Genomic DNA, 22,266 nt, shown 5'->3' with positions numbered 1-22,266 from the left:
CACCCACATCCACAGAGTTGCGAAAACCCAGGACAGGAGAGAAAGAAGTGCAGTATCTTGCCCACCTGGCATATGCCAGCCCCGGCCAGGGGCGAGGGAACGGCGCCATCTTGTGTCGTTCAAGGGGCGCGGGGAACGGCGCAGTCTTTCGTCTTTCGAGGGGCGCGGGGAACGGCGCAATCCTGCGGCCTTCAAGGGGCGCGGGGAACGGCGCGACCGGCCACAACGGACCCGCACCCGACGAACACCCCCCGCCGGAGGCGATCAGACGGGATCCGCATACCCCTCCGCATCCGCCCCACGCAACAACTCCCGCCCGAACTCCACCATCTTCCTCGCATAGTCCTCGGTCCACTCGGCCCGCGCAGCGACCTCCGCCGGGGTGAGCCGGTCGAACCGACGAGGATCCGCAAGCTGCGCCGCGGCCATCGCCTGGAACTCCACGGCCCGATCGGTCGCCGCGCGAAACGCGAGCGCCAACTCCGTGGAGCGGGCCAGCAACGCCCGCGGATCGTCGATCGACTCCAGGTCGAAGAAGTGCTCCGGATCGGTCGCCGCCGCCGCGGGCTCGAAGAGCAGCGGCGCGGGGCGAAGCCGCGGCTCGTTCCGACGCGGCGTGGGCTCCGCCATGACTTCTCCTCCTCGTACAGCGGTCGGCCCGTCCTCGTGGGCGGGCCAGCGTCCATTGTCCCTTGACCGCGCAAGAGGGCCACCGGCCCCGACGCACGCCCCTGAACCCCCGAACCCCCGAACACGCTTACGCGTACACGCTCCCTTACGACTGCCACGCCACCCGGTGTTCAGACAGATGCGAGAACACCGCGTGGTTCGCCTCCCAGCCGTCCGGGAACTTCACCGTGACGCCCAGTTGCACCGGCTCCGTCGACGGGTGGTCGTCCAGGAGGTCGGTGACACCGGCGCGGCACACGACGATGCAGGCATGCCGGTGGCGCGAGGCCAGCACGCACAGGCGGCCCGTCTCCAGATGGAAGGCCGTCGCGTCGGGGCGCCCCGACAGGGGGTGCAGGACGACGGTCACGTCGAACTCGCGCCCCTGCAGCCGGTTCGCCGTGTCGACCGTCACCTCCGGGACACCCAGCTCGGCCAGCGCCGCCCGGACGGCCGCCGCCTGGTCGCGATGGGCCGTGCCGACGGCGATGCGGTCGGCCGTCAGCGGCGCCGCGTCGGGAGACCGCTCCGAGGTCGCGGCGCCGCCCCGGTCCAGCAGTCGGCGTACGACCAGGGCGAGGGCCCGGACCGCCTCCGGGTCCGTACGCGGGGTGTGCCGGGCCGGGAGTTCCAGCAGGCCCCAGCCCGACTCGGCCGCCTCGTCGATGACGCGGTCGGGGCCCGAACCGTCCGACGGCACCGCGAAAGTGAGCAGCCGGTCGCCGTGGCCCGTACCGCTGCGGAACGGTGTGAAGGGGTAGAACGCGGCCGAGACCAGCGGCGCCGCGGAGGCGGGAAGCCGCCAGGAGACCGGCAGCCGGTGCTGCGGCAGCTCCGGATTGTGGGCGAGGAGGGTCGTCACGGCCGAGGCCGAGGGGTCGTACGACAGGCCCGCCCACTGCTCCGAGCCGACGATCGCGAACGGGTCCAACTGGCCCGGGTCGCCCACGAACAGCGCCCGCTCGAACAGCCCGGCCACGGCGAGCAGCGCGTCCGAACGCATCTGGTACGCCTCGTCGACGATCGCGTGCCGCCACGGCTCGACCCCCTTGACGTGCGCCCACTTCGCGGCCGTCGAGATGACCACGTCGAGCCCGGCGAGGTCGCCCGCCTTCGCGGACTTGCGTACGTTCGGCAGGTCGTCGAGTGCCTTGTCGTACGGGTCGGAGTCGCTGCTGTGCAGGCGGCCGACGGGCAGCTCCGGGTTCTTCTCGGCGAGCCGCAGCACCAGGTCGTCCACCTGCGCGTTCGTCTGGGCGATGACCATCAGCGGGCGCCCCGCCTCGGCCAGTTCCAGCGCGGCCCGTACGACGAGCGTGGACTTGCCCGCGCCGGGAGGCGAGTCGACCACGACCCCGCGGTGCGCCCCGTGCAGGGTGTCGCGCAGGATCGCGTCGGTGGCGCGGGCGGCCTCGGCCCCCGGGTCGAACACGGTGGTCACAGAACGTCCTCCGGGGTCACGGCGTCGGGCGGCGGGGCGGCGTCGGTCTCTCCCGGCGGCCCGCCATGCGTCCACGGCGTGTCCTCCGGCTCGGGCAGCTTCGCGCCGCCCCGCTGCTCGTGCTCGAAGAGCGTGAAGCAGAGCGGATCGCCCTTCTCCGGTACGGAACCGGGCTCGGGCTCCTTGCCGCGGCCCATCTTGTCCAGGATCCGCAGCACGACGAGGGTGCCGCCGTCCTCCCGGGCGGGGTCGTGCCCCTCGTCCCGCTCGTACCCGACGAACTCGGCCGACTGAGGCTTCCCGCCGAGCGAGCGGTAGACCTTCGCGCGCTCGCCGAGATGCGGCCGGTCGTCCGTCCGCACGGTCACCAGGGGGCGCGGGGCGGCCCGCTTCCCCTCGCTGTACGCCATCACCACATCGGTGACCTCACCCGCGAAGGCCTCACCCCCGAGCCGGCGCCCGGCCATGACAAGCGGGTCGTCGAGGGCCTCCTGCGCCTCCAGCCTGGCCTGTTCGCGCTCGCGCGTGGCGAGCTTGTTCGCCGCCGTGACCGCGTCGTCGCGGCGCGGCTGCGGTGGCTCGCCGGCGAGGACCCGGTCCCGGTGGCCGGTGAACGACCAGCGGTCGCGGGTCCAGCGGTCGGCCGCGCGCGGGCCTTCGGGCAGGGCCCGCAGCAGATCGAGGCCGTGCCACACCGCGTCCCAGGTGGGACGGGTGCGGCTGGCCACCAGCTCGTGGATGTGCCGCTCGGCCGCGGTGAGTTCACCGAGCCGGTCGTCCGCCTCGACACCGTCCTCGGCGGCCGCGAGCGCCGTACGCGCGCGGTCGTAGCGCTCGATGGCGGGGGCGAGCAGCTTGTTGTCGAAGGCCGGGTCGGTGGCCGGCCCGGCGGGCGGGCAGACGAGCTGGCCCTGGGCGTCCCGCAGCAGCTCGGCCCGCACCGCCGCCTCGGCGCCGGACTCGCCCCGCGGCGGGTCGATCCACCCGAGCAGCGCGCCGAGGTGCTGGTCCTCCAGGGAGGACTGGCCGGTGGCCCAGTGCCGGGACAGGGCGTCGGTGAGAGCCGTGAGGAGCGACGAACCCGGCACCCGGGCCCGCTCCCCGTAGTGCGTGAGCCACCTCCCGAGCAGCGGCACGCGCGGCGGCGCCGGATACGGGGTCTCCGGGTCCTGCTCGGCGGTGCGCCTGAACCGCATGGAACGCCCCAGCAGTCGTACGAGTTCGATGCCGGCCCGGCCCGGGACGATCAGCTGCGGTGCGTCCGCGCACAGTTCGACCTCCACCTTGACCCGCTTGCCGGTCTCCGGGTCGGTCTCGTTGCGCTCGGCGGCCTCGACGTCGTCCGCGTAGGCGTCGATGTAGGGCAGGACGATGTCCGCGAGCTCGGCGAGGAACGCGAAGCGGAGGTCGCGGTCGCGGGGCTGCGGCACGACGAGGAGGCGCGGGGCGTCGCGGTCCGTGCCGACCAGTGCGCCGAGCGGGGCGCCGGCCTCTCCCGCGGTGGTGAGCGGGACGAGAACCAGGGGATGGTCGGTGAGGTGGCGGTGGCGGACGGTGGCGAGGGGCTGGGCTCGGCCGGTGTTCACGGCTTCCAGCCGTGCGAGTGTGGTGATCAGGGTCATGACGGCCCCGATCGCCCGGGTTGCGGCAGGGCGCTCCGCTGAGTGGTTCGCTGCGTGGTTCGCTGCGCGGGCGGTGGTGTGTCGCCTGCGGCGCCGTCGTGGCTGGTCGCGCAGTTCCCCGCGCCCCTTTGGGGCGGGGGCTGGGGTTGGTCGTCGGGTGCTGCGGCGTTGTGGCTGGTCGCGCCGTTCCCCGCGCCCCTTGCGGGGCTTGGTGTGGCCAGGGCCTCTGCTCGGAGGGTTGCCGCTCTGCGCAGGGTCTCCACCGTCGGGTCCGTGGGGTCGCCGGTGTGGCCGTGGGCCGCCGAGAGGACGTCGGTGACCGTGCTCAGGGCGCCGAGTTCCGCACGTAGGGAGCGGCCCAGGGAAGTGACCGCGCCCTCGGCGCGGGAGTGGGCGCGGCAGTGGAAGGCCAGTTCGCAGGCGGCGAGGCACTCGGGGGCGTAGGTCGCCGGGACCGACTCCACCGCGGCCGTCAGCTCGGCGGCGGGGAGGTCGGGGGAGAAGCAGGTGCCCTCGGGGAGCGCGTCGGCGATGTCCTCGACACGGGTGAGGCGGTCCAGCTGGCGGCGGGTCACCGAGCACTGCTTGCGGACGTCCACGGCCGACGCGGTGGGCAGGTTGGAGAAGTCCTTCGGGCAGACCAGCAGCACCGTGTGGTGGACCTCGGGCGCGGGGTCGAGCCGGGCCGCGACCTGCTCCAGCGCCAGGACGTACACCGCGGACTGGCGGGCCGCCGCGCCGACCTTGGCCGCGTCCGCCGAACCGTCCAGCATCGGGAAGGACTTGATCTCGACGACCGTCCAGCCGCCGCCGGGGTGCACGACCACCGCGTCCGGCTCCAGGAAGGCGGGGGAGCCCGCCACCTCCAGGGCGAGCAGCGGGTGGTCGAGCAGCGTCCAGCCGCCCGCCGCGGTGGCCTCGCGCAGCGCCAGCGCCGTACGGGCCGTGCGCCCCTCGGGGCCGACGGCGCCGAGGTCGGGAACCGTGCCGCCGGCAGGCGGTTCGGCCCCCGCGTCCAGCTTCTCGTGCACCAGCCGCAGCAGCTCCGCGCCCCCGTCGGCCTTGACCCGCGCCTCGAAGGCGTTGCCCCGCATGAACGCGAACTGCGACTGCCCGAAGGCCGACGGCGAGCCGAGCGCGCTCGCCAGCACCGCCTTGTTCACGCCCGCGCCGTCGAGGATCGCGCGCCGGCGGCACCCCGGGTTCGCCGCGAGCGCCGCGAGGGCGCGCGCGTCCAGCGGCTGCGGTGGGACGGCCGGGCCGCGCAGCTCAGCGAGCCGCTGCCGGAGTCTCGTCCTCCGAGTCGACGGGACTGACTGCCGGTTCGGCTCCCGGCTCGGCGGCACCCGGGGTGGCTGGGACCTTGCGCTGTCGGGGAAGTCGCTCACCCGGCGAAGTCTGGCACCCCGCACTGACAATTGAGGAACCTGTGTCGTGCGCGGCGGCCGGGGGAGCGGCGGGGGAACCCCCGGGGGCCGGTGCGAAGGGGCTGAATCCGAACCGCGTCCGGAACGTGTCCGCGAGCCGCAGCACCGGCCGGACGAGCAGGAATCCGACGCCCATGACCGCGAAGCCCGCGACCGCGTCCAGGAAGTAGTGGTTGGCGGTGCCCATCACCACGATCGTCGTGATCAGCGGGTACAGGACGCCCGCGATCTTGGTGAGCCGCGTGCCGCCGTACATCCAGAGCATCACGCCGCACCACAGGGCCCAGCCGCAGTGCAGGCTCGGCATCGCCGCGTACTGGTTCGTCATGCCGCCGAGTCCGCGGGGTGCGCTCGCCTCGCCGCCCCACCAGCCGTAGTCGCTGTACTGGGCCATCGTGTCGACGAATCCGTGGCTCGCCGACAGCAGCCGCGGCGGGCAGGTCGGCAGCAGGGTGAAACCGATCAGGCCCATGAACGTGGACGTCATCAGCCAGGTCCGGGCGGCCCGGTAGCGCACCGCGCGGGAGCGGAACAGCCAGATGAGGACGGCGGGCGTCACCATGTAGTGCAGCGACGCGTACCAGAAGTCCGCCGGGATGCCGAGCCAGGGTTCGCGGGTGAACAGGCGGTTCAGCGGGTGCTCGGCGTTCAGGAAGAAGAACTTCTCCACCCGCAGGATCGCCAGGCCGTGGTCGACGGCATGGGTCACGTCTCCGCGCGCGAGGAGCCGTCCCGCCGAGTACGCCCCGTACACCAGCAGGATCAGGGGCAGCTCGGTCCACCAGCGGAGGCGGATTCGTGATGCCGCCTCGCTGACTGGTTCATCGGTCCGCAGCATCCGATTCCTCCGCCTCCTGCTCCCCCGCCCGCAGTGCCGCGGACCAATGTACGGTCTGTGCGCTTCCCCTGTGGGGGCGCCCCCGGTGCTCAAAGACGCGGAGATCGGCCCCCGGGTTGCTTCTCGCGCACGTGCGCGATGATGGGAAGTGATCCATCCCTCGTTCTTCCGCGGTTCACCGCCCGAGTTTCCCCGAAAGGCCCTTTCATGGCACCGCGCATCCTGCTGGCCCGGCACGGACAGACGCAATGGTCGCTGTCCGGCAAGCACACCGGCAGGACCGACATCCCGCTGCTGGACGAGGGCAGACGCGGCGCGAAACTGCTCGGCGAGCGCCTGCACCGGGCACCGCTGGACGGGCTCCCCGGTGCGGAGGTCCTCACCAGCCCGCTGGCACGCGCGCGCGAGACGTGCGAGATCGCCGGCTTCGCGGACCGGGCGACCCCCTGGGACGCGCTCATGGAGTGGGACTACGGGGCGTACGAGGGCCTGACCCCCGACGAGATCCGTGCCGACCGTGCCGACTGGCTGATCTGGCGGGACGGTGTGCCCCGGGGCGAGACCCTCGCCGAGGTCTCCGCGCGTGCGGACGAGGTCGTGGAGCGGGTCCGCGCCGGGGAACGTGACGTGCTGGTCTTCGCCCACGGCCACATCCTGCGTTCGATCGGCGCCCGCTGGCTCGGCCTGGACATCGACTTCGCGGCCCGCGTCCGCCTCAACCCCACGTCCCTCTCGGTCCTTGGCTGGGCCTACGGAGAGCCCGCGATCGAGACCTGGAACGACTGCGGCCACCTGATCCCGTAGGCCCGGCCTAGGCCGGTCGCGGCAGGGCCCCGTGCCGTTCCAGGAAGTCCGCCACACCCGACGCGCGGCGGTGCGGCAGCAGGACCCTGGCCGTCCCCGCCAGCATGGTCCGCACCCGGGACGACTGGACCTCGTCCAGCAGGTCCAGGACACGCAGCCCGGCCGCGGCGGCCTCGTCGGGGTGTCCGGCGCGGGCCAGGTCGTCGGCGAGTTCGGCCGTGTACAGCGCGAGGTTGCGGGTGAAGTGCGGGTCCTGGAGCCGGGTCGCCCGGCGTGCCTGGTGGGCGGCGCGCTGCCAGTCGCCGAGCGTCGACCAGCACTGCGCCTCAAGGCCCGCCAGTTCGGCGTCCCCGTAGAAGCTCATCCACTCCGGGTCGGCGTCACAGGAGCCCCGCCCGTACAGGGCCTGCGCCCGGGTCAGTGCCTGCTCGCAGCCCGTCCGGTCGGCCAGCCCCGCCCAGCCGCCCGCCTCGCGCAGCGCGAGCAGCGACAGGAGCCGGGCCGAGCCCAGGGGGCGCGCCGCGTACTGCGCGGCCTGGGCCGCCCGTACCGCCTCGCGGGGCCGTCCCGCGTCCCGGGCGAGGAAGGACGTGTTGCAGAAGGCGTGCGCCTCCAGGGCCGGGTCCCTGGCCACCCGGGCCGTCGCGAGCGCCTCCGCGTAGTGCGAGCGGGCGTCGTCGAACCGCCCCGAGTCGTGTGCCAGCCAGCCGACCGAGATGGCCAGTTCACCGGCCCCCGTGTGCAGCCGCTCGGTGGTCGCCCGCCGTGCGGCGCCGGCGTCCAGCAGGGCGTAGGCGGCCCGCAGCGGAGCCGCCGCCCTCCGGTACAGGCCGTCGGCGCCGTGCCGGTCGTCCAGCACGCGGATCTTGCGGACGGCCTCTTCCAGCGCCCCCGCCTCGGCCTCGCCGGCCCGGCGCACGGAACGTGGCGCGGCCTCGGCGGTGCCGCCGAACACGAGCCCCCAGGGGCCCAGCGAGGCGGCCGTCACCGTGGCGGTGCCGCCGCTCATGAATGCGCGACGTTGCACGTCGCTCTCCTCGTGGTTCTGATCGTCGATCTCGTGCGGGTCGTGAGGGTCGTGCGGGTCGTGCGGCGCATACGAGTCGTGTGTCGTCACATACGGCTCGTACGCCCCGTCCGTCTCATGCGGGGCGGACAGCGGGCTCGTGGTGCGCGGAGCGGGCGCCACCTCGGCGGTGCGCGCCCCCCGTCCACGTACCGCCGAACGGGGCACGAACCCCAGGTCGGTCAGTGTCCGGCCGGGGAACATGTGCAGGAAAACCCGTTCGTACGCGTAGTTGGGACAGCGGATCTCGCCCGCCTCGACGCGCCCGATGTAGCGCGCGTCGCAGCTGACCCGTTCGTCGATCTCCCGGGCCGCCCGCCGCACGGCGGCGGCGAACTCGCCCGGCGAGCGCTGCCCGCGCAGGCGCCGGAAGGCGAGATTCGGCCGAAGTGGGCGTGGCGGCTGAGGTGACTGGGACGACGAGGTCATCGGTGACGACGCCATGGCCGGGCCCTCTCTCGCGAACCGTCGAACCAGGCCGGGATCGGAGCGGGTTGATCATGTGGGCGATCGAGCCGCACCCGCTGTTTCCGGCGGGCACGAACGTACCCGCTGTGACGAGTCCACCACACGGGGTTTGGCTACAAAACGGATATCTCATCCCTGATCCGCCATGAACTGCCATCCTTTGCGGCCGAGTTTCGCCGTAGCCGTTGAGGCTGTGCAGCGTTGAACAATGTGGCGTGCTCGATCGAGGAGGGGTTCCGTGGTGGAGACCAGGCAGAGCGAAGGCCGCGGGGGCCCTTGTGACCTCGTCACCGTGCCCGCCCGGCAGGGGCTGGAGGCCGTCGACATCCTGCGGCGGGGCGCTCCCGCCGAGGCGGTCGGGCCCGTACTGCACGACGACAACTGCGACACCCTGGGGTTTCTGGTGCCGCCCGGTACGGCTTCCGCCTGGGACGTCCCGGGCAGTACGTGTACGCGGACCGACGGGCGGGGGGTCCGGCCGGCGCCCGAGCCGCCCGTCGAGGGGTCGGACTGGCTGCTGCCGCCGGGGGAGGCGGAGCCGGCCACGGATCCTGCGGTGCTGCGGGCGGCGTTGGGGGAGGCGGCTCGGTTGATCGAGGCCGCGGACAACTGCCGTTGAGGGTGGCAGGGGGTTCGGGGGGCTTGGTGTCTCGGGGTCGGGTGCGGGTGCGTCGTGGCTGGTCGCGCCGTTCCCCGCGCCCCTGAAGGCCAAAGATTGCGCCGTTCCCCGCGCCCCCGAAAAGCAAAGATTGCGCCGTTCCCCGCGCCCCTGAAAGACAAAAGATTGCGCCGTTCCCTGCGCCCCTGGGAGCCGAAGGTTGTGCCGTTCTCCGCGTTCCTTGGGTGGGCTGGTGTGCTGGGGTGGGTTCTTTCGCTTGGCCGATAATGGGGGGATGGGTAAGGGGAAGAGTCGGCGTGTGGCGAGTGCGGCCGTTGTCGAAGAGGTCGATGGGGGGCTGGCCGAACTGCTGCCCGATCGGGAGCGGGCCCGGGGGTGGACGCTGCTCATCGACGGGGCTCCGCAGTCGCATGTCGACCTCGACGATCCGGCGTATCTGAGTTTCGAGTACCAGCGCCGCCTCGGGCACGTCATCGACCTCGTCGCCCCGCCCGGCCGGCCCGTGCACGCCGTGCACCTCGGCGGTGGCGCCCTCACCCTCGCCCGGTACGTGGCCGCCACCCGCCCCCGCTCCACCCAGCAGGTCGTCGAACGGGACGCGGCCCTCGTCCAACTGGTCCGGCGTGCGCTGCCGTTGGACCCGAACGCCCGGATCCGGGTGCGGTCCGTCGACGCACGTGAAGGGCTCGCCAAGGTGCCGGACGGCTGGGCCGACCTGGTCATCGCGGACGTGTTCAGCGGGGCGCGAACGCCCGCGCATCTGACGTCCGGAGAGTTCCTCACCGAGGTGCGCAGGGTCGTGAAGGCCGGTGGTCTGTACGCCGCCAACCTCGCCGACGGTCCGCCCCTGGCGCATCTGCGCGGCCAGATCGCCACCGCGGCCGGCGTCTTCCCCGAACTCGCGCTCGTCGCCGACCCCACGGTCCTGCGCGGCAAACGCTTCGGCAACGCGGTCCTGGTCGCCTCCGACCGGCCACTGCCCGTAGCGGAACTGACCCGCCGCGCGGCCTCCGACCCCCACCCGGCCAGAGTCGAACACGGCAGGGCACTACGGGACTTCACCGGCGGAGCGACCCCCGTGACGGACGCGTCGGCAGTGGCGTCCCCGGCACCCCCGCCGTCAGTTTTCCGGTAAGGCGCAACAGTCGGCCCCGTAAAGGGCGCGGGGAGCTTCGCGACCAGCCCCCACCGGGCCGGCAGACAAGACCAGAACCCTCAGTAATCGTTGACTTCGACGCGCGGCGCCGAGTCGTGCCACGTACAGAACACCGACACCCGGTCCGCCCCGGACGAGAACTCCACCCGGATCCACGTCTCCGTCTTCCACACCTGCATCGACCACCCCGACGCGGGCGTCGCGGACACCAGCGACGCCGACGACGTCCCGAGGGCGAAGACGGCCCGCCCCCCGTCGGTGTCGTAACTCTTCACCTCGCCGGAGACCCCCGCGCTCGGCGGAGCGGCACTCACCGGCTTCGAACGCGACGGCGACGGTGACGGCGAAGCCGAGGGCGCGGCCGAGGCCGAACCGCTGGCGCGCGGCGACCGGCTCCTCGACGGCGAGGCCGCCGGCCCCGCCGGGGACTCCGGCCGACTCGTCGAGGACGACAGCGGCTTCGCCCCCTGCGTGGTCCCGTCCGCCGTGATCGGCAGCGCCCGCGGGGGATCGTAGGCCGTCCCGGTCATGACCGTGTGCACACCCCACCACGAGAGCGTGACCGCCGCGCCCGTGGCGAGCGACCAAGCCAGTACGTGTATGAGTCCTCTGCGCATCGCGGGCCATCCTGCCCCACGAGCCCCGTCCGTGTCCCGTGTGTCCACAGGCTTGGAAGTTGTCCACAGGCCCCGGACCGGCCCTCCCCGTATGGCGTACGGTGCCGCTCATGGCAAGTGTGCTCGTGGTCGAGGACGACCAGTTCGTACGCTCCGCCCTCATCCGGCATCTGACCGAGGCCACGCACACGGTGCGCAGTGTCGGTACGGCCCTTGAGGCGTTGCGCGAGGTCGCCCATTTCCGTTTCGACGTCGTGATCCTGGATCTCGGCCTGCCCGACCTGGACGGGTCGGAGGCGCTGAAGATGCTGCGCGGCATCACCGACGTGCCCGTGATCGTGGCGACCGCGCGGGACGACGAGACGGAGATCGTCCGCCTGTTGAACGACGGCGCGGACGACTACCTGACCAAGCCGTTCTCGGTGGAGCACCTGTCGGCGAGGATGGCGGCGGTCCTGCGCCGGGCCCGGTCCTCTGCCTCGGAGCCGCCGCCCTCGCCGCAGCTCAGGGTCGGCGGTCTCGCCATCGACCCGCTGCGCCGCCAGGCCGAACTGGACGGCGTACGACTGGATCTGACCCGGCGCGAGTTCGACCTGCTGGCCTTCCTCGCGGGGCGGCCCGGTGTCGTCGTGGCGCGCAAGGAGCTGCTGGCCGAGGTGTGGCAGCAGTCCTACGGGGACGACCAGACCATCGACGTCCATCTGTCCTGGCTGCGGCGGAAGCTGGGCGAGACGGCGGCCAGGCCGCGCTATCTGCACACCCTGCGCGGGGTCGGCGTGAAGCTGGAGCCGCCGGGCCAGGGCGGGCTGCGCGGACCGGCGGGCACGGAGCCGGCGCGATGAGGTGGGCGCTGGTCAAGGTCTGTGTGGCCGTCACCACGATGGTCGTGGTGGCCTTCGCGGTCCCGCTGGGCCTGGTGATCAGGGAGATGGCGAGGGACCGCGCGTTCTCGAACGCCGAGCGGGAGGCGGCGGCCATCGCCCCCGCGCTCTCGATCACCACCGACCGGGCCGAGTTGGAGCGGGTCGTCGCCTCGGCCGCCTCGGACGCGGGCATGGCCGTGCACATACCGGCCGGCGGGGACAGCGGTGGCTCCGGTGCCACCGGCGGTGCCGGTGGCAGGCAGCAGGCCGTCGACATCGGGCGGCAGCGTGCCGCCGACAAGGACATCGCCATGACCCGGAAGCTGGGCCGGGCCTCCACCACCGAAGTGCCCGGCGGCTCCACGCTGCTGCAGCCCGTCGCGCTCAGCTCGGGCGAGATCGCGGTCGTCGAGGTGTACGTCCCCGAGGCGGAGGTCACCAACGGCCTGGGCACGGCCTGGGCCGTCCTCGCCGGGGTCGGGGTCGCGCTCATCGTCGGCTCGGTCGCGGTGGCCGACCGGCTCGGCGTACGGATGGTGCAGCCCGCTCAGCGCCTGGTGGAGAGCGCGCACGAGCTGGGGGAGGGGAAGCTGGGCGCGCGGGTGCCCGAGGAGGGGCCGACCGAGCTGAGGCTCGCGGCGGTCGCCTTCAACTCCATGGCCGACCAGGTCGTTCAACTCCTGGCCAACGAGCGGGAGCTGGCGGCCGACCTCTCCCACCGGCTGCGTACGCCGCTCACCGTGCTGCGGCTGAACGCGGCCTCGCTCGGTGACGGGCCGGCCGCCGAGCAGACCCGGGCCGCCGTCGCCCAGCTGGAGCGCGAGGTCGACACGATCATCCGCACGGCCCGGGACGCCAAGCCGCAGACCGCCGCGGTCGGCGTCGGTGTCGGATGCGACGCGGCCGAGGTCGTCCGGGAGCGCATGGACTTCTGGTCGGCGCTCGCCGAGGACGAGGGCCGCAAGGTCCGGGTGGCCGGGGTCGACCGGCCCGTACGGATACCCGTGGCCCGCGCCGATCTGGTCGCCGCGCTCGACGCGCTGCTGGGGAACGTGTTCCGGCACACGGCCGAGGGCACCGCCTTCGCGGTCGACGTGCACAACGGCGAGGACGCGGTGATCGTCCTCGTCTCGGACGCGGGCCCGGGGATAGCCGACCCGCGGGCCGCGATGGCGCGCGGTCGCGGCTCCGGCGCCGACGGCTCGACCGGACTCGGCCTGGACATCGTGAGCCGGCTCGCGGAGTCGACCGGCGGGGACGTGCGGATCGGCCGTTCCGTCCTGGGCGGCACCGAGGTCAGGATCTGGATCCAGCTGGACGGGCGCGAGCCCGAACGGCGCGGCCACCGGGGTGCGGTGCGACGCCGTCGGCCCGCCACATTGGTCTCGACCTTTAACCGTTCCCGATCCCTCCCTTAAGCGCACCCTAAGAACCACAAGTCCCGTCCGGATCAGGCGTTTTGCCGGTTTCCGGCTCGCTAGCGTGCTGCCGCACCCCCACCCTCGGTCCCGTTCACGGGAAACCGGGGCCCCGTACAGCGAAGGCAGGCACGCGATGAGCACGCACCGGCGCATGGCCAGTGGCAGGAACAAGGCGATAGGGGGCGTGGTCGCCGCGGCCGTGGTCGGCGGCGGAGCGCTCATGTTCTCCGGCACGGCACAGGCCGCGGGCGTCGGTGCCGCGTACACGAAGACCAGCGACTGGTCGACGGGCTACACCGCGCAGTACGTCGTGGCCAACGACAGCGCCGGTGCGAAGACGGACTGGACACTGGAGTTCGACCTGCCGTCCGGCGCCACGCTCAGCTCGCTGTGGAACGCCGAGTCCAAGGTGAGCGGCCGGCACGTCACCGTGAAGCCCCCGTCCTGGGACGAGGACGGGCTCGCCAAGGGCGAGACGGTGACCGTCGGCTTCGTGGTGCGGGGCTCCGGCGACCCGACCGGCTGTCTCGTCGACGGCGCCAAGTGCTCGGTGGACGACGGCGCGACACCGGAGCCCACCGGCCGCCCGACGCAGACCTCGTCCCCGTCACCGGAACCGACGAAGGCCACCGCGACCCCGACGGCCACGCCGACCGCCACGGCCACCGCGACCAGGAGCCCGAGCGCCACCCCCACGCCCTCCGGGACCACCGGCAGCGGCACGGCCGCCACCGCCGGCTTCGCGCCCTACGTCGACACCTCGCTCTACCCCGCCTTCGACCTGCTGGCCCACTCCGCGGCCACCGGGGTGAAGGAGTACAACCTCGCCTTCGTCACGGACGGCGGCGGCTGCACCCCCAAGTGGGGCGGGGTGACGGACCTCGGCGGCGACGCGGTCGCCGCGCAGATCGGCGCGCTCCGGGCCAAGGGCGGCGACGTCCGGGTCTCCTTCGGCGGCGCGTCCGGCTCCGAACTGGCGCTGAACTGCTCGTCGGCGGACGCCCTCGCGGCGGCGTACGGCAAGGCCGTGGACGCGTACGACCTGACGAAGGTCGACTTCGACGTGGAGGGCGGCGCGCTCCCGGACAAGGCGGCCAACACCCGCCGGGCGCAGGCGATCGCGAAGCTGCAGGCCGAGCACCCGGGCCTGGACGTCTCGTTCACCCTGCCCGTCATGCCGGAGGGCCTCACCCAGGACGGGGTGAGCCTGCTCGCCGACGCCAAGGCGAACGGCGTCGGCATCGCCACGGTCAACATCATGGCGATGGACTACGGACCGGCCTACAGCGACGACATGGGCACCTACGCCGAGCAGGCCGCCACCGCGACCCAGGCGCAGATCAAGGGAGTCCTCGGCCTCTCCGACTCCGCCGCCTGGAAGGCGGTCGCCGTCACCCCGATGATCGGCGTCAACGACGTCGCGTCGGAGGTCTTCAAGGTCGAGGACGCCACCCAGCTCGTGAACTTCGCCGAGTCGAAGGGGCTCGGCTGGCTCTCCCTGTGGTCCGCCACGCGCGACAAGCAGTGCGCGGGCGGCACCAAGCCCTCCGCCGACGCCACCTGCAGCTCGATCCTCCAGGACGCGAACGCCTTCTCGAAGGCCTTCGCCGCCTACAAGTAGCCCACCTGGGAACAGCCCCACAAGCAGCCCCCGAGCTGCGAACCCGAACGCCCCCGCAGGAGGTCATGCCCGCGCGGGGGCCGCGCGCCCCGGCCGGCCTTCCCCCCACCCGGCCGGGGCGCGCGTACACGCGTACGCGGGGCGCGGCACTCCCCTCGACATGTGCCGCGCCCCGCCCCCGCCCGCTTCCCCCAGGAAGGGCGTCTACTCGGTCACTCGACCGGGCTCACCGGCGGCAGCTCCCCGCTGCGGGCCGCCTCGCGGTACCACAGGGCGCTCGACTTCGGTGTGCGCGCCTGCGTCGCGTAGTCCACGTACACCGCGCCGAAGCGCTTGCCGTAGCCGTACGCCCACTCGAAGTTGTCCATCAGGGACCAGAGGTAGTAGCCGCGTACGTCCGCGCCCTCGGTGATCGCGCGGCGGACCGCGCGCAGGTGCCCGTGCAGATACGCGATGCGCTCCGGGTCGTGGACGCGGCCGTCCGGGTCCGGCTTGTCGTCGTAGGCGGCGCCGTTCTCCGTGATGTACAGCGGCAGCCCCGGCACCTCCCGGGTGTAGCGCATGATCAGGTCCTGGAGGCCCGACGGGTCGATCGTCCAGCCCATCTCGGTGCGCTCACCGGGAGTCTGGTGGAAGGCCACGTCGTCCGCGCCCGGCCAGGGGGAGGACGAACTCGCCCCGTGGCCGTCCGCGCGCGGGCCGGACGCGTCCGGGCGCACCGCACCCACCAGTGTCGGCGTGTAGTAGTTCAGGCCGAGCGCGTCCAACGGCTGCTTGATCAGGGCGAGATCGCCGTCCCGCACGTACGACCAGTCCGTCAGCGGGGCCGTCGCCGCGAGCAGGGTCTCCGGGTACGCGCCGTGCAGCATCGGGCCGTGGAAGATGCCGTTGGCCAGGTCGTCGATGCGCTGCACCGCCGCCAGGTCGGCCGGGTCCCGGGTCAGCGGCCTGACCACCGAGGAGTTGAGGCTCACCGCGATGGTGTTGCGCGCGGGCATCGCGGTGCGCAGGGCCTTGGTGCCCAGGCCGTGCGCCAGGTTGAGGTGGTGCGCCGCGCGCAGGGACGCCTCCGGGTCGGTGCGGCCGGGGGCGTGCACACCGGACGCGTACCCGAGGAACGCGCTGCACCAGGGCTCGTTGAGCGTGATCCACTGCTCGACGCGGTCTCCGAGCGCCTCGCCCACGATCTGCGCGTACTCGGCGAAGCGCAGCGCGGTGTCGCGCTCGGGCCAGCCGCCCGCGTCCTCCAGCTCCTGCGGGAGATCCCAGTGGTAGAGGGTGACGGCGGGCTTGATGCCGTGGGAGAGCAGCTCGTCGACCAGGCGGCGGTAGAAGTCGAGACCGCGCTGGACCGCGGGCCCGCGGCCCGTCGGCTGCACCCGGGACCAGGACACCGAGAAGCGGTACGCGGTCAGGCCCAGGTCCGCCATCATCGCCACGTCGTCGCGGTAGCGGTGGTAGTGGTCGTTGGCGATGTCGCCGTTCTCACCGCCCGCCGTCTTGCCGGGCGTATGGCTGAAGGTGTCCCAGATCGAGGGCGTACGGCCGTCCTCCCGCACCGCCCCCTCGATCTGGTACGCGGAGGTCGCCGCGCCCCAGAGGAAGGCGGCCGGGAAGGTCACGGGCGTTTCGGGCTCGGGCATGGAAGCGCTCCCATGGGAGGAAGGTCGTAGGAGACCAGGGTGATGTGACCAGGCATGTGAGGTACCGGAGGGTCATGAGGTACTGGGGTGCTGGGTACCGGGAGGTGCGAGGTACCGGGCGTACGGGGTGCGGGACGGGGGCGAGGCGGCGGCTCGGCCCCCGTCGGGCGTGCGTGTCGGTGTGGGGGCGGGTACGGGTGCGGGCGCCGGTTCGGGCGCGGCGGGTCAGCCCTTGATCGCGCCCTGCATGATCCCGCCCACGATCTGCTTGCCGAACAGCAGGAAGGCGATGAGCAGCGGCAGGGTGCCGAGGAGCGCGCCCGCCATGATCACCGCCTGGTCGGGGACGTAACCCGTGCCGAGCGAGTTGAGGGCGACCTGCACGGTGGGGTTCTGCTGGTTGAGCGCGATGATCGGCCACAGGAAGTCGTTCCAGGCCATCACGAACGTCAGCAGTCCGAGCACGGCCATCGCCGGCCGCGCCGCCGGGAAGACGACGTGCCACACGATGCGCAGACTGCTCGCCCCGTCGACCCGCGCCGCCTCGATCAGCTCACTGGGCAGCGCCTGGATCAGGTACTGCCGCATGAAGAACGTACCGAAGGCGCTGACCAGGGTCGGCAGGATGACCGTCTGCAGCTGGTTCGACCAGCCCAGCTCGCTCATCCACAGATACAGCGGTACGACGGCCAGCTGCGGCGGGATCATCATCGTGCCGATGGTCAGCAGCAGCAGGACGTTCGAGAACCTGAACCGCAGTTTGGCGAAGGCGAAACCGGCGAGCGTGGAGAACAGGACCGTACCGACGGTGATGGTGCCGGCGACGATCGTGCTGTTGACCATCGCGGTGCCGAGGCCCCCCTCCTCCCACGCGCTCTGGAGGTTCTTGAAGAGGTTCCCGCCGATCCACAGCGGTGGCGGCGTCTCGGCGAGCCGCTGATTGGTGCGCGAGGCCGCGACCACGGTCCACAGCAGCGGCGCCAGCGAGACGAGGGCGAAGACCGCGAGCACGACATAGGTGACGGGACCCGCGTGCATCTGCTTGCCCGCGCCCATCAGCCGGCGCCGTCCGGAACCGTCCCGGGCAGCCTTCTCGGCCGCGTCCATCGGCGCCTGAGATGGCGTCAATTCGCTTGTGGTCATTGGGTCTTCCTCAGCCGTCGGGTGACCAGCAGGTTGATCGCGGCGACGATCAGCAGGATCAGGAACATCGTCCAGGCGATCGCGGACGCCTTGCCGAGGTTGCCGATGATCCAGCCCTGGTCGTACATGTACAGGCCGAGCGTCTGGTACTGGTGCTCGGAGCCGCCCTTGGAGCCGCTGACCCCGCCGAACAGGAGCGGTTCACCGAACAGCTGCGTCGCGCCGATCGTGGAGACGACCACGGTGAACAGGATGGTGGGCCGCAGCATCGGGATCGTCACATGGCGGAACTGCTGCCAGCGGCCCGCGCCGTCCAGGGCCGCCGACTCGTACAGGTCGGCGGGGATCGCCTGCATCGCGGCGAGGTAGATCAGCGCGTTGTAGCCGGTCCACCGCCAGATCACGATCGAGGAGACCGCGAACTGCGAACCCCACGTGGACTCACGCCAGTTGATCGCGTCCACCCCGACGAAGTGCAGCAGCCAGTTGATCATGCCGCCGTCCCACGAGTAGAGCAGGACGAACACCAGGGTCGCCGCCGCCACCGAGGTGGCGTACGGGGTGAGCATCACGACCCGCCACAGGGTCGAGCCCCGCAGCTTGTAGTTGAGCAGGTGCGCGATGCCGAGCGCCATGAGCAGCTGCGGCACGGTCGAGATCACACCGATGGTGAAGGTGTTCTGCAGCGCCCCCCAGAAGAAGTCCGAGGACATCAGGTTCTGGTAGTTGTCCAGGCCGACCCAGGTCTGCTGGTCCAGGTTGGACAGCTGCACGTTGTGCAGCGAGTACCAGGCCGTGTACAGCAGCGGGATGAGCCCGAAGGCACCGAAGAAGATGAAGAAGGGGGCGATGAACGCGTACGGCGACGCCTTCATGTCCCAGCGGTACAGCCGGCTGCGCCAGGAGCCGGGGCCCGGGGGCGGTGTACCGCGACCGTGAGCACGGCGCGCCGCGCCCGGCTGGGAGCCGGGCGCGGCGTCGGCGCTCGGCGCTGATCGCGCGAGAGCCTGCTTGGAGCTGGTCACTGGCCGAGCACGTCCTTGATCTCCTTGGAAGCCGCGTCCCAGCCCTGGTCCGGGGTCTTGCCCTTCTGCTCGACCTGCAGGATGCCGATGTCCGAGATGGCGGTGTTGATCGGCTGGTCCTTGACGCCGAAGATCTGCGTCGGGATGGTCTTCGCCGAGTCCGAGAAGATCTGCGTGATCGGCGCGTCCGAGAAGAACGTCGTGGTGGCGGCCTGCGGCTTCAGGCTCGCGTACGCCGACGGGGTGGACGGGAAGCTCGCCTGCTTGCCGAAGACCTTCGCCTGCTGCTCGGGGGCGGTCAGCCACTTCGCCAGCGCGACGGCCTCCTTCTGGTGCTTGCCCGCCGTGGGCACACCGATGAACGAGCCGCCCCAGTTGGCCGCGGTGGGCGCCGCCGCCACGTCCCACTTGCCCTTGCCGGAGTCACCCGACTTCTCCTGGATGTAGCCCAGCATCCACGCGGGGCAGGCCACGGTCGCGAAGCCGCCGTTGGCGAAGCCCTGGTCCCACGGCTTGTCGAACTGCTTCAGCTTCGCCGACATGTTGCTGGTCGCCACCTCCATCGAGGCGTCCCAGGCCTTCTTCACCCCCGCGGACTTGTCCCAGACGACGTTCCCGTCCTTGTCGTAGTACCGCTCGCTCTCGCCACCGAGCGCCGCGTTGTAGACCGAGGAGGCGGAGTCCACGAACTTGGTGCCCTTGGGCGCCTTCTTCATGTAGTCCTTGCCGACGTCGACGTACTTCGACCAGTCGCCCTTCCACTGCTCGGCGAGCTTGACGCGGTCCGTCTCCAGGCCCGCCGCCTTGAAGAGGTCCTTGCGGTAGCAGACCGCCATCGGACCGATGTCGGTGCCGAGCCCGATGGTCTTGCCGTCCTTGGTGGTGGCCTGCGCCGTCTTCCAGTCCAGCCACTGGGACTTGTCGACGTCCTTGCCCAGGTCGACGAACTTGTCGCCCTGCGTCTGGACGGCCTCGGCGACGTTGCCGACCTCGATGGCCTGGATGTCGTCGGTGCCGGCACCGGCCTGCAGACGGGTGAGCGTCTTCGGCCAGTACACGTCCGTACGAGTGGTGACGTTCTCCTTGATCGTGATGTCGGGGTTCTGCTTCATGTACTCGTCGTAGAGGTCGGCCTGCTTGTAGCCGAAGACCCCGAACGTGCCGATGGTCAGCGTGGTCTTGCCACCGCCGCTGCCACCGTCAGAGTCCGACGACCCGTCGTCCGAGTCCTCGGCGCAGCCGGCGAGCAGCCCCGTCGTCAGCGCGGCCACGGCCGCGAGGGCCATCAGCCTGCGGGACCCGCGGGTACTCGTGCGCATTGCGTCCTCCTGTTGCCTGACGTGCCGACCCCCCGGCCAACTGCGTTGTTGGGCCCGTTTGTTCATGCTGCGGCTCGGGCGGGGAACGTGCGGGATGTGTATGTGTCAGGTACTGTGGGAGCGCTCCCACAGGTGATGTGTTGAAGGTTCGTCGCTCGGCGCGGGGGTGTCAAGGGAGAGGACGCAGTGACGTGTCTTCAGTTATCGGGCTGTTAGCTAACGTGGGCGGAGACGGCGAGAGTAGGTCTCCGACGGTTGCGGCACGGCCTCGGGAAGGCTCCGGATCGGCTTCGGAGTGGTCCCGGGGGCGCCGGGGGAGGGCGTCCGGAAAGTGGAGGCACCGTCTCCGCGGGCCCGGTCCCGATCACGGCTGTTAGATTCCAGGCCAAGCGCGGTGTCAACCGTGTCGGACGGGAGGCGGACCATGGCAGTCCACGGAGCGCGGAGCCGGAGCGGCGGGAGGCCGACCCTCGAAGAGGTCGCCGCGCGCGCCGGGGTGGGCCGCGGCACGGTCTCCCGAGTGATCAACGGCTCCCCGCGGGTCAGTGACGCCACCCGGGCGGCCGTGGAGGCGGCGGTCGCGGAACTGGGTTACGTGCCGAACACGGCCGCCCGGGCCCTGGCGGCCAACCGCACCGACGCGATCGCCCTGGTCGTCCCCGAGCCCGAGACCCGCTTCTTCGCGGAGCCGTACTTCTCCGACATGCTGCGGGGTGTGGGCGCGGCCCTCTCCGACACCGAGATGCAGCTGCTGCTGATCTTCGCGGGCAGCGACCGGGAGCGGGCCCGGCTGGCCCAGTACCTGGCGGCGCACCGCGTGGACGGGGTCCTGCTGGTCTCGGTCCACGCGGACGACCCGCTGCCCGACCTGCTGGCCCAGCTGGAGATCCCGGCCGTGATCAGCGGTCGCAGGTCGGCGGAGGAGACGCTGCCGTCCGTGGACTCGGACAACTTCGGCGGTGGCCGGTTCGCCGTCGAGCACCTCCTGGCCCAGGGGCGGCGCACCATAGCCCACCTCGCGGGCCGCCTCGACGTGTTCGGTGCCCAGCGCCGCGTCGACGGCTACCGCGCCGCGCTGCGCGACGCGGGATACGAGGTCGACGAACGCCTCATCGTGCCGGGGGACTTCACCGAGGAGGGCGGCCGTCGCGCGATGACGGAACTGCTCTCCGTCTGCCCGACCCTGGACGCGGTCTTCGCCGGGTCGGACGTGATGGCGGCCGGCGCCCGGCAGGTCCTGCGCGAGGTGGGGCGCCGCATACCCGACGACGTGGCCCTCGTCGGCTACGACGACTCGGCGATCGCCCGCCACATGGACCCGCCCCTGACGAGTGTGCGCCAGCCGATCGAGGACATGGGCCGCGCGATGCTCGGCCTGCTGATGGACGAGATCGCGGACCGCCGCCCGGCGGTCTCCCGGGGCCTGGAGCGACGGCAGCTGGTGCTTCCCACGGAGCTGGTGGCGCGGCACTCGTCGTAGACGCGGGCGGGGGTGGCGGTCGGCGCCCCTGAAAAGGGTCGGGAACGCCAGAGGGCCGAACCGCTTTCGCGGTTCGGCCCTCTGGTCATCAGGGTGAGTGACGGGACTTGAACCCGCGGCATCCTGGACCACAACCAGGTGCTCTACCAGCTGAGCTACACCCACCATGACCGGCAATCCTGCGTGTGGTTCACCTGATGTGGTTCACCGACCGGCCGAGAAAAAGTGTACAGGGTCCGAAGGGGTGCTCGCTCCCGCCTTTACGGCGGGGGCTACCGGGCGGGCAGGACGTGCTTCGAGGCGATCGAACGGGCCGTGTCCGAGTCCGGTCCGGGCTGCGGGACGAAGATCGCCTCGCGGTAGTAGCGCAGCTCGGCGATCGACTCGCGGATGTCGGCCAGCGCCCGGTGGTTGCCGTTCTTGTCGGGACTGTTGAAGTACGCCCGGGGGTACCAGCGGCGGGCCAGCTCCTTCACGGAGGAGACGTCCACGATGCGGTAGTGGAGGTACGCCTCCAGGGTCGCCATGTCCCTCAGCAGGAAGCCGCGGTCCGTGCCCACCGAGTTCCCGCACAGCGGGGCCTTGCCCGGTTCCTTGACGTGCTCACGGATGTAGGAGAGGACCTCCTCCTCCGCGGCGGCCAGGGTCGTGCCCGCGGCCAGCTCGTCGAGGAGACCGGAGGACGTGTGCATGGTGCGCACCACCTCCGGCATCGTCTCCAGCGCGGCGTCCGGCGGACGGATCACGATGTCCACCCCCTCGCCGAGCACGTTGAGCTCCGAGTCGGTCACCAGCGCGGCCACCTCGATGAGCGCGTCCTCCGACAGCGAGAGACCGGTCATCTCGCAGTCGATCCACACCATGCGATCGTTCATGGGCTCACCCTACGGCCCGCTCACCCGCCCGGGCAGGCCCGGGACCTCGGCAGTCACGACCGGTGGGGCGGCGGACCGGCGGGGCGGGGGGCCGCGAACGGCGCCGGCTCCGGGCGGCAGAGGGTTCGTGGCCGGCGTCGCGGCTCCGG

At 72.0% G+C, this 22,266-nt stretch carries 19 protein-coding genes and 1 tRNA gene; 7 read left to right on the top strand and 13 right to left on the bottom strand.

All coding sequences use genetic code 11. The features are described 5' to 3' along the window. Positions 1-264: 264 nt before the first annotated feature. The 5 genes from ACH4DZ_RS07510 to ACH4DZ_RS07490 form a co-directional block, all read right to left on the bottom strand. Positions 265-630 (bottom strand): hypothetical protein, encoded by a 366-nt coding sequence (locus ACH4DZ_RS07510; RefSeq protein WP_398285995.1) that lies wholly within the window; start codon positions 628-630, stop codon positions 265-267. Positions 631-775: 145 nt separating this feature from the next. Beyond that, the gene (locus tag ACH4DZ_RS07505; RefSeq protein ID WP_398285994.1) at positions 776-2,110 is read right to left on the bottom strand and encodes an AAA domain-containing protein; all 1,335 of its coding nucleotides are present in this window, start codon (positions 2,108-2,110) and stop codon (positions 776-778) included. Continuing rightward, positions 2,107-3,732, bottom strand: coding sequence for a hypothetical protein (locus ACH4DZ_RS07500; RefSeq protein WP_398285993.1), 1,626 nt, complete (start codon positions 3,730-3,732; stop codon positions 2,107-2,109). The genes ACH4DZ_RS07505 and ACH4DZ_RS07500 overlap by 4 nt, the downstream gene beginning before the upstream one ends. Beyond that, entirely contained in the window at positions 3,729-5,078 is a 1,350-nt protein-coding gene (locus ACH4DZ_RS07495; RefSeq protein WP_398286232.1) for a hypothetical protein, read from the bottom strand. Before ACH4DZ_RS07495 ends, ACH4DZ_RS07500 begins: the two co-directional genes overlap by 4 nt. Then, on the bottom strand, positions 5,002-5,997 hold the full coding sequence (locus tag ACH4DZ_RS07490) for a phosphatase PAP2 family protein (protein WP_398285992.1): 996 nt from the start codon (positions 5,995-5,997) through the stop codon (positions 5,002-5,004). Before ACH4DZ_RS07490 ends, ACH4DZ_RS07495 begins: the two co-directional genes overlap by 77 nt. A 207-nt stretch (positions 5,998-6,204) precedes the next feature. Between ACH4DZ_RS07490 and ACH4DZ_RS07485 the strand changes: the two genes are divergently transcribed. Continuing rightward, a complete protein-coding gene (locus ACH4DZ_RS07485; protein ID WP_398285991.1) occupies positions 6,205-6,801 on the top strand; it encodes a histidine phosphatase family protein in 597 nt (198 codons plus the stop codon). A gap of 7 nt (positions 6,802-6,808) precedes the next feature. Here ACH4DZ_RS07485 and ACH4DZ_RS07480 read toward each other — a convergent pair whose 3' ends face one another. After that, complete coding sequence (locus ACH4DZ_RS07480) at positions 6,809-8,296, bottom strand: hypothetical protein (protein WP_398286231.1); 1,488 nt, start codon at positions 8,294-8,296, stop codon at positions 6,809-6,811. 247 nt (positions 8,297-8,543) lie between these two features. Between ACH4DZ_RS07480 and ACH4DZ_RS07475 the strand changes: the two genes are divergently transcribed. Then, a complete protein-coding gene (locus ACH4DZ_RS07475; protein ID WP_398285990.1) occupies positions 8,544-8,954 on the top strand; it encodes a hypothetical protein in 411 nt (136 codons plus the stop codon). Between the two features lie 274 nt (positions 8,955-9,228). Beyond that, complete coding sequence (locus tag ACH4DZ_RS07470) at positions 9,229-10,089, top strand: spermidine synthase (RefSeq protein ID WP_398285989.1); 861 nt, start codon at positions 9,229-9,231, stop codon at positions 10,087-10,089. Positions 10,090-10,169: 80 nt separating this feature from the next. On the opposite strand, the gene ACH4DZ_RS07465 is transcribed toward ACH4DZ_RS07470, so the two are convergent. Next, the gene (locus ACH4DZ_RS07465) at positions 10,170-10,727 is read right to left on the bottom strand and encodes a hypothetical protein (RefSeq protein ID WP_398285988.1); all 558 of its coding nucleotides are present in this window, start codon (positions 10,725-10,727) and stop codon (positions 10,170-10,172) included. A gap of 110 nt (positions 10,728-10,837) precedes the next feature. Between ACH4DZ_RS07465 and ACH4DZ_RS07460 the strand changes: the two genes are divergently transcribed. The 3 genes from ACH4DZ_RS07460 to ACH4DZ_RS07450 all read left to right on the top strand — a co-directional run bounded on the left by ACH4DZ_RS07460 (position 10,838) and on the right by ACH4DZ_RS07450 (position 14,632). Then, positions 10,838-11,569 carry a response regulator transcription factor gene (locus ACH4DZ_RS07460; protein WP_248778995.1) on the top strand — a complete coding sequence of 244 codons (732 nt, stop codon included), beginning with the start codon at positions 10,838-10,840 and terminating at the stop codon, positions 11,567-11,569. Continuing rightward, positions 11,566-13,008: a sensor histidine kinase gene (locus tag ACH4DZ_RS07455; RefSeq protein ID WP_398285987.1), complete on the top strand. Its 1,443-nt coding sequence runs from the start codon at positions 11,566-11,568 to the stop codon at positions 13,006-13,008. The genes ACH4DZ_RS07460 and ACH4DZ_RS07455 overlap by 4 nt, the downstream gene beginning before the upstream one ends. Before the next feature lie 136 nt (positions 13,009-13,144). Next, the gene (locus tag ACH4DZ_RS07450; protein WP_398285986.1) at positions 13,145-14,632 is read left to right on the top strand and encodes a cellulose binding domain-containing protein; all 1,488 of its coding nucleotides are present in this window, start codon (positions 13,145-13,147) and stop codon (positions 14,630-14,632) included. A gap of 212 nt (positions 14,633-14,844) precedes the next feature. On the opposite strand, the gene ACH4DZ_RS07445 is transcribed toward ACH4DZ_RS07450, so the two are convergent. The 4 genes from ACH4DZ_RS07445 to ACH4DZ_RS07430 all read right to left on the bottom strand — a co-directional run bounded on the left by ACH4DZ_RS07445 (position 14,845) and on the right by ACH4DZ_RS07430 (position 19,762). Then, a complete protein-coding gene (locus ACH4DZ_RS07445; RefSeq protein WP_398285985.1) occupies positions 14,845-16,275 on the bottom strand; it encodes a GH1 family beta-glucosidase in 1,431 nt (476 codons plus the stop codon). A gap of 225 nt (positions 16,276-16,500) precedes the next feature. Continuing rightward, positions 16,501-17,418, bottom strand: coding sequence for a carbohydrate ABC transporter permease (locus ACH4DZ_RS07440; protein ID WP_398285984.1), 918 nt, complete (start codon positions 17,416-17,418; stop codon positions 16,501-16,503). Further along, positions 17,415-18,443 carry a carbohydrate ABC transporter permease gene (locus ACH4DZ_RS07435; RefSeq protein ID WP_398285983.1) on the bottom strand — a complete coding sequence of 343 codons (1,029 nt, stop codon included), beginning with the start codon at positions 18,441-18,443 and terminating at the stop codon, positions 17,415-17,417. Before ACH4DZ_RS07435 ends, ACH4DZ_RS07440 begins: the two co-directional genes overlap by 4 nt. Further along, positions 18,440-19,762: an ABC transporter substrate-binding protein gene (locus ACH4DZ_RS07430; protein WP_398285982.1), complete on the bottom strand. Its 1,323-nt coding sequence runs from the start codon at positions 19,760-19,762 to the stop codon at positions 18,440-18,442. The genes ACH4DZ_RS07435 and ACH4DZ_RS07430 overlap by 4 nt, the downstream gene beginning before the upstream one ends. A 424-nt stretch (positions 19,763-20,186) precedes the next feature. On the opposite strand from ACH4DZ_RS07430, the gene ACH4DZ_RS07425 reads away from it, so the two are divergent. Continuing rightward, positions 20,187-21,242 carry a LacI family DNA-binding transcriptional regulator gene (locus tag ACH4DZ_RS07425; RefSeq protein ID WP_398285981.1) on the top strand — a complete coding sequence of 352 codons (1,056 nt, stop codon included), beginning with the start codon at positions 20,187-20,189 and terminating at the stop codon, positions 21,240-21,242. Between the two features lie 92 nt (positions 21,243-21,334). Here ACH4DZ_RS07425 and ACH4DZ_RS07420 read toward each other — a convergent pair. Next, positions 21,335-21,407 (bottom strand) — tRNA-His (locus ACH4DZ_RS07420). A gap of 107 nt (positions 21,408-21,514) precedes the next feature. Then, on the bottom strand, positions 21,515-22,117 hold the full coding sequence (gene orn / locus ACH4DZ_RS07415) for an oligoribonuclease (RefSeq protein ID WP_398285980.1): 603 nt from the start codon (positions 22,115-22,117) through the stop codon (positions 21,515-21,517). Positions 22,118-22,266 lie beyond the last annotated feature (149 nt).

The organism is Streptomyces sp. NPDC017991 (assembly GCF_044328075.1).
Lineage (GTDB): Bacteria > Actinomycetota > Actinomycetes > Streptomycetales > Streptomycetaceae > Streptomyces.
Note: the sequence above shows the minus strand (reverse complement) of the source record. Positions and strands in the feature narration are given on the sequence as shown.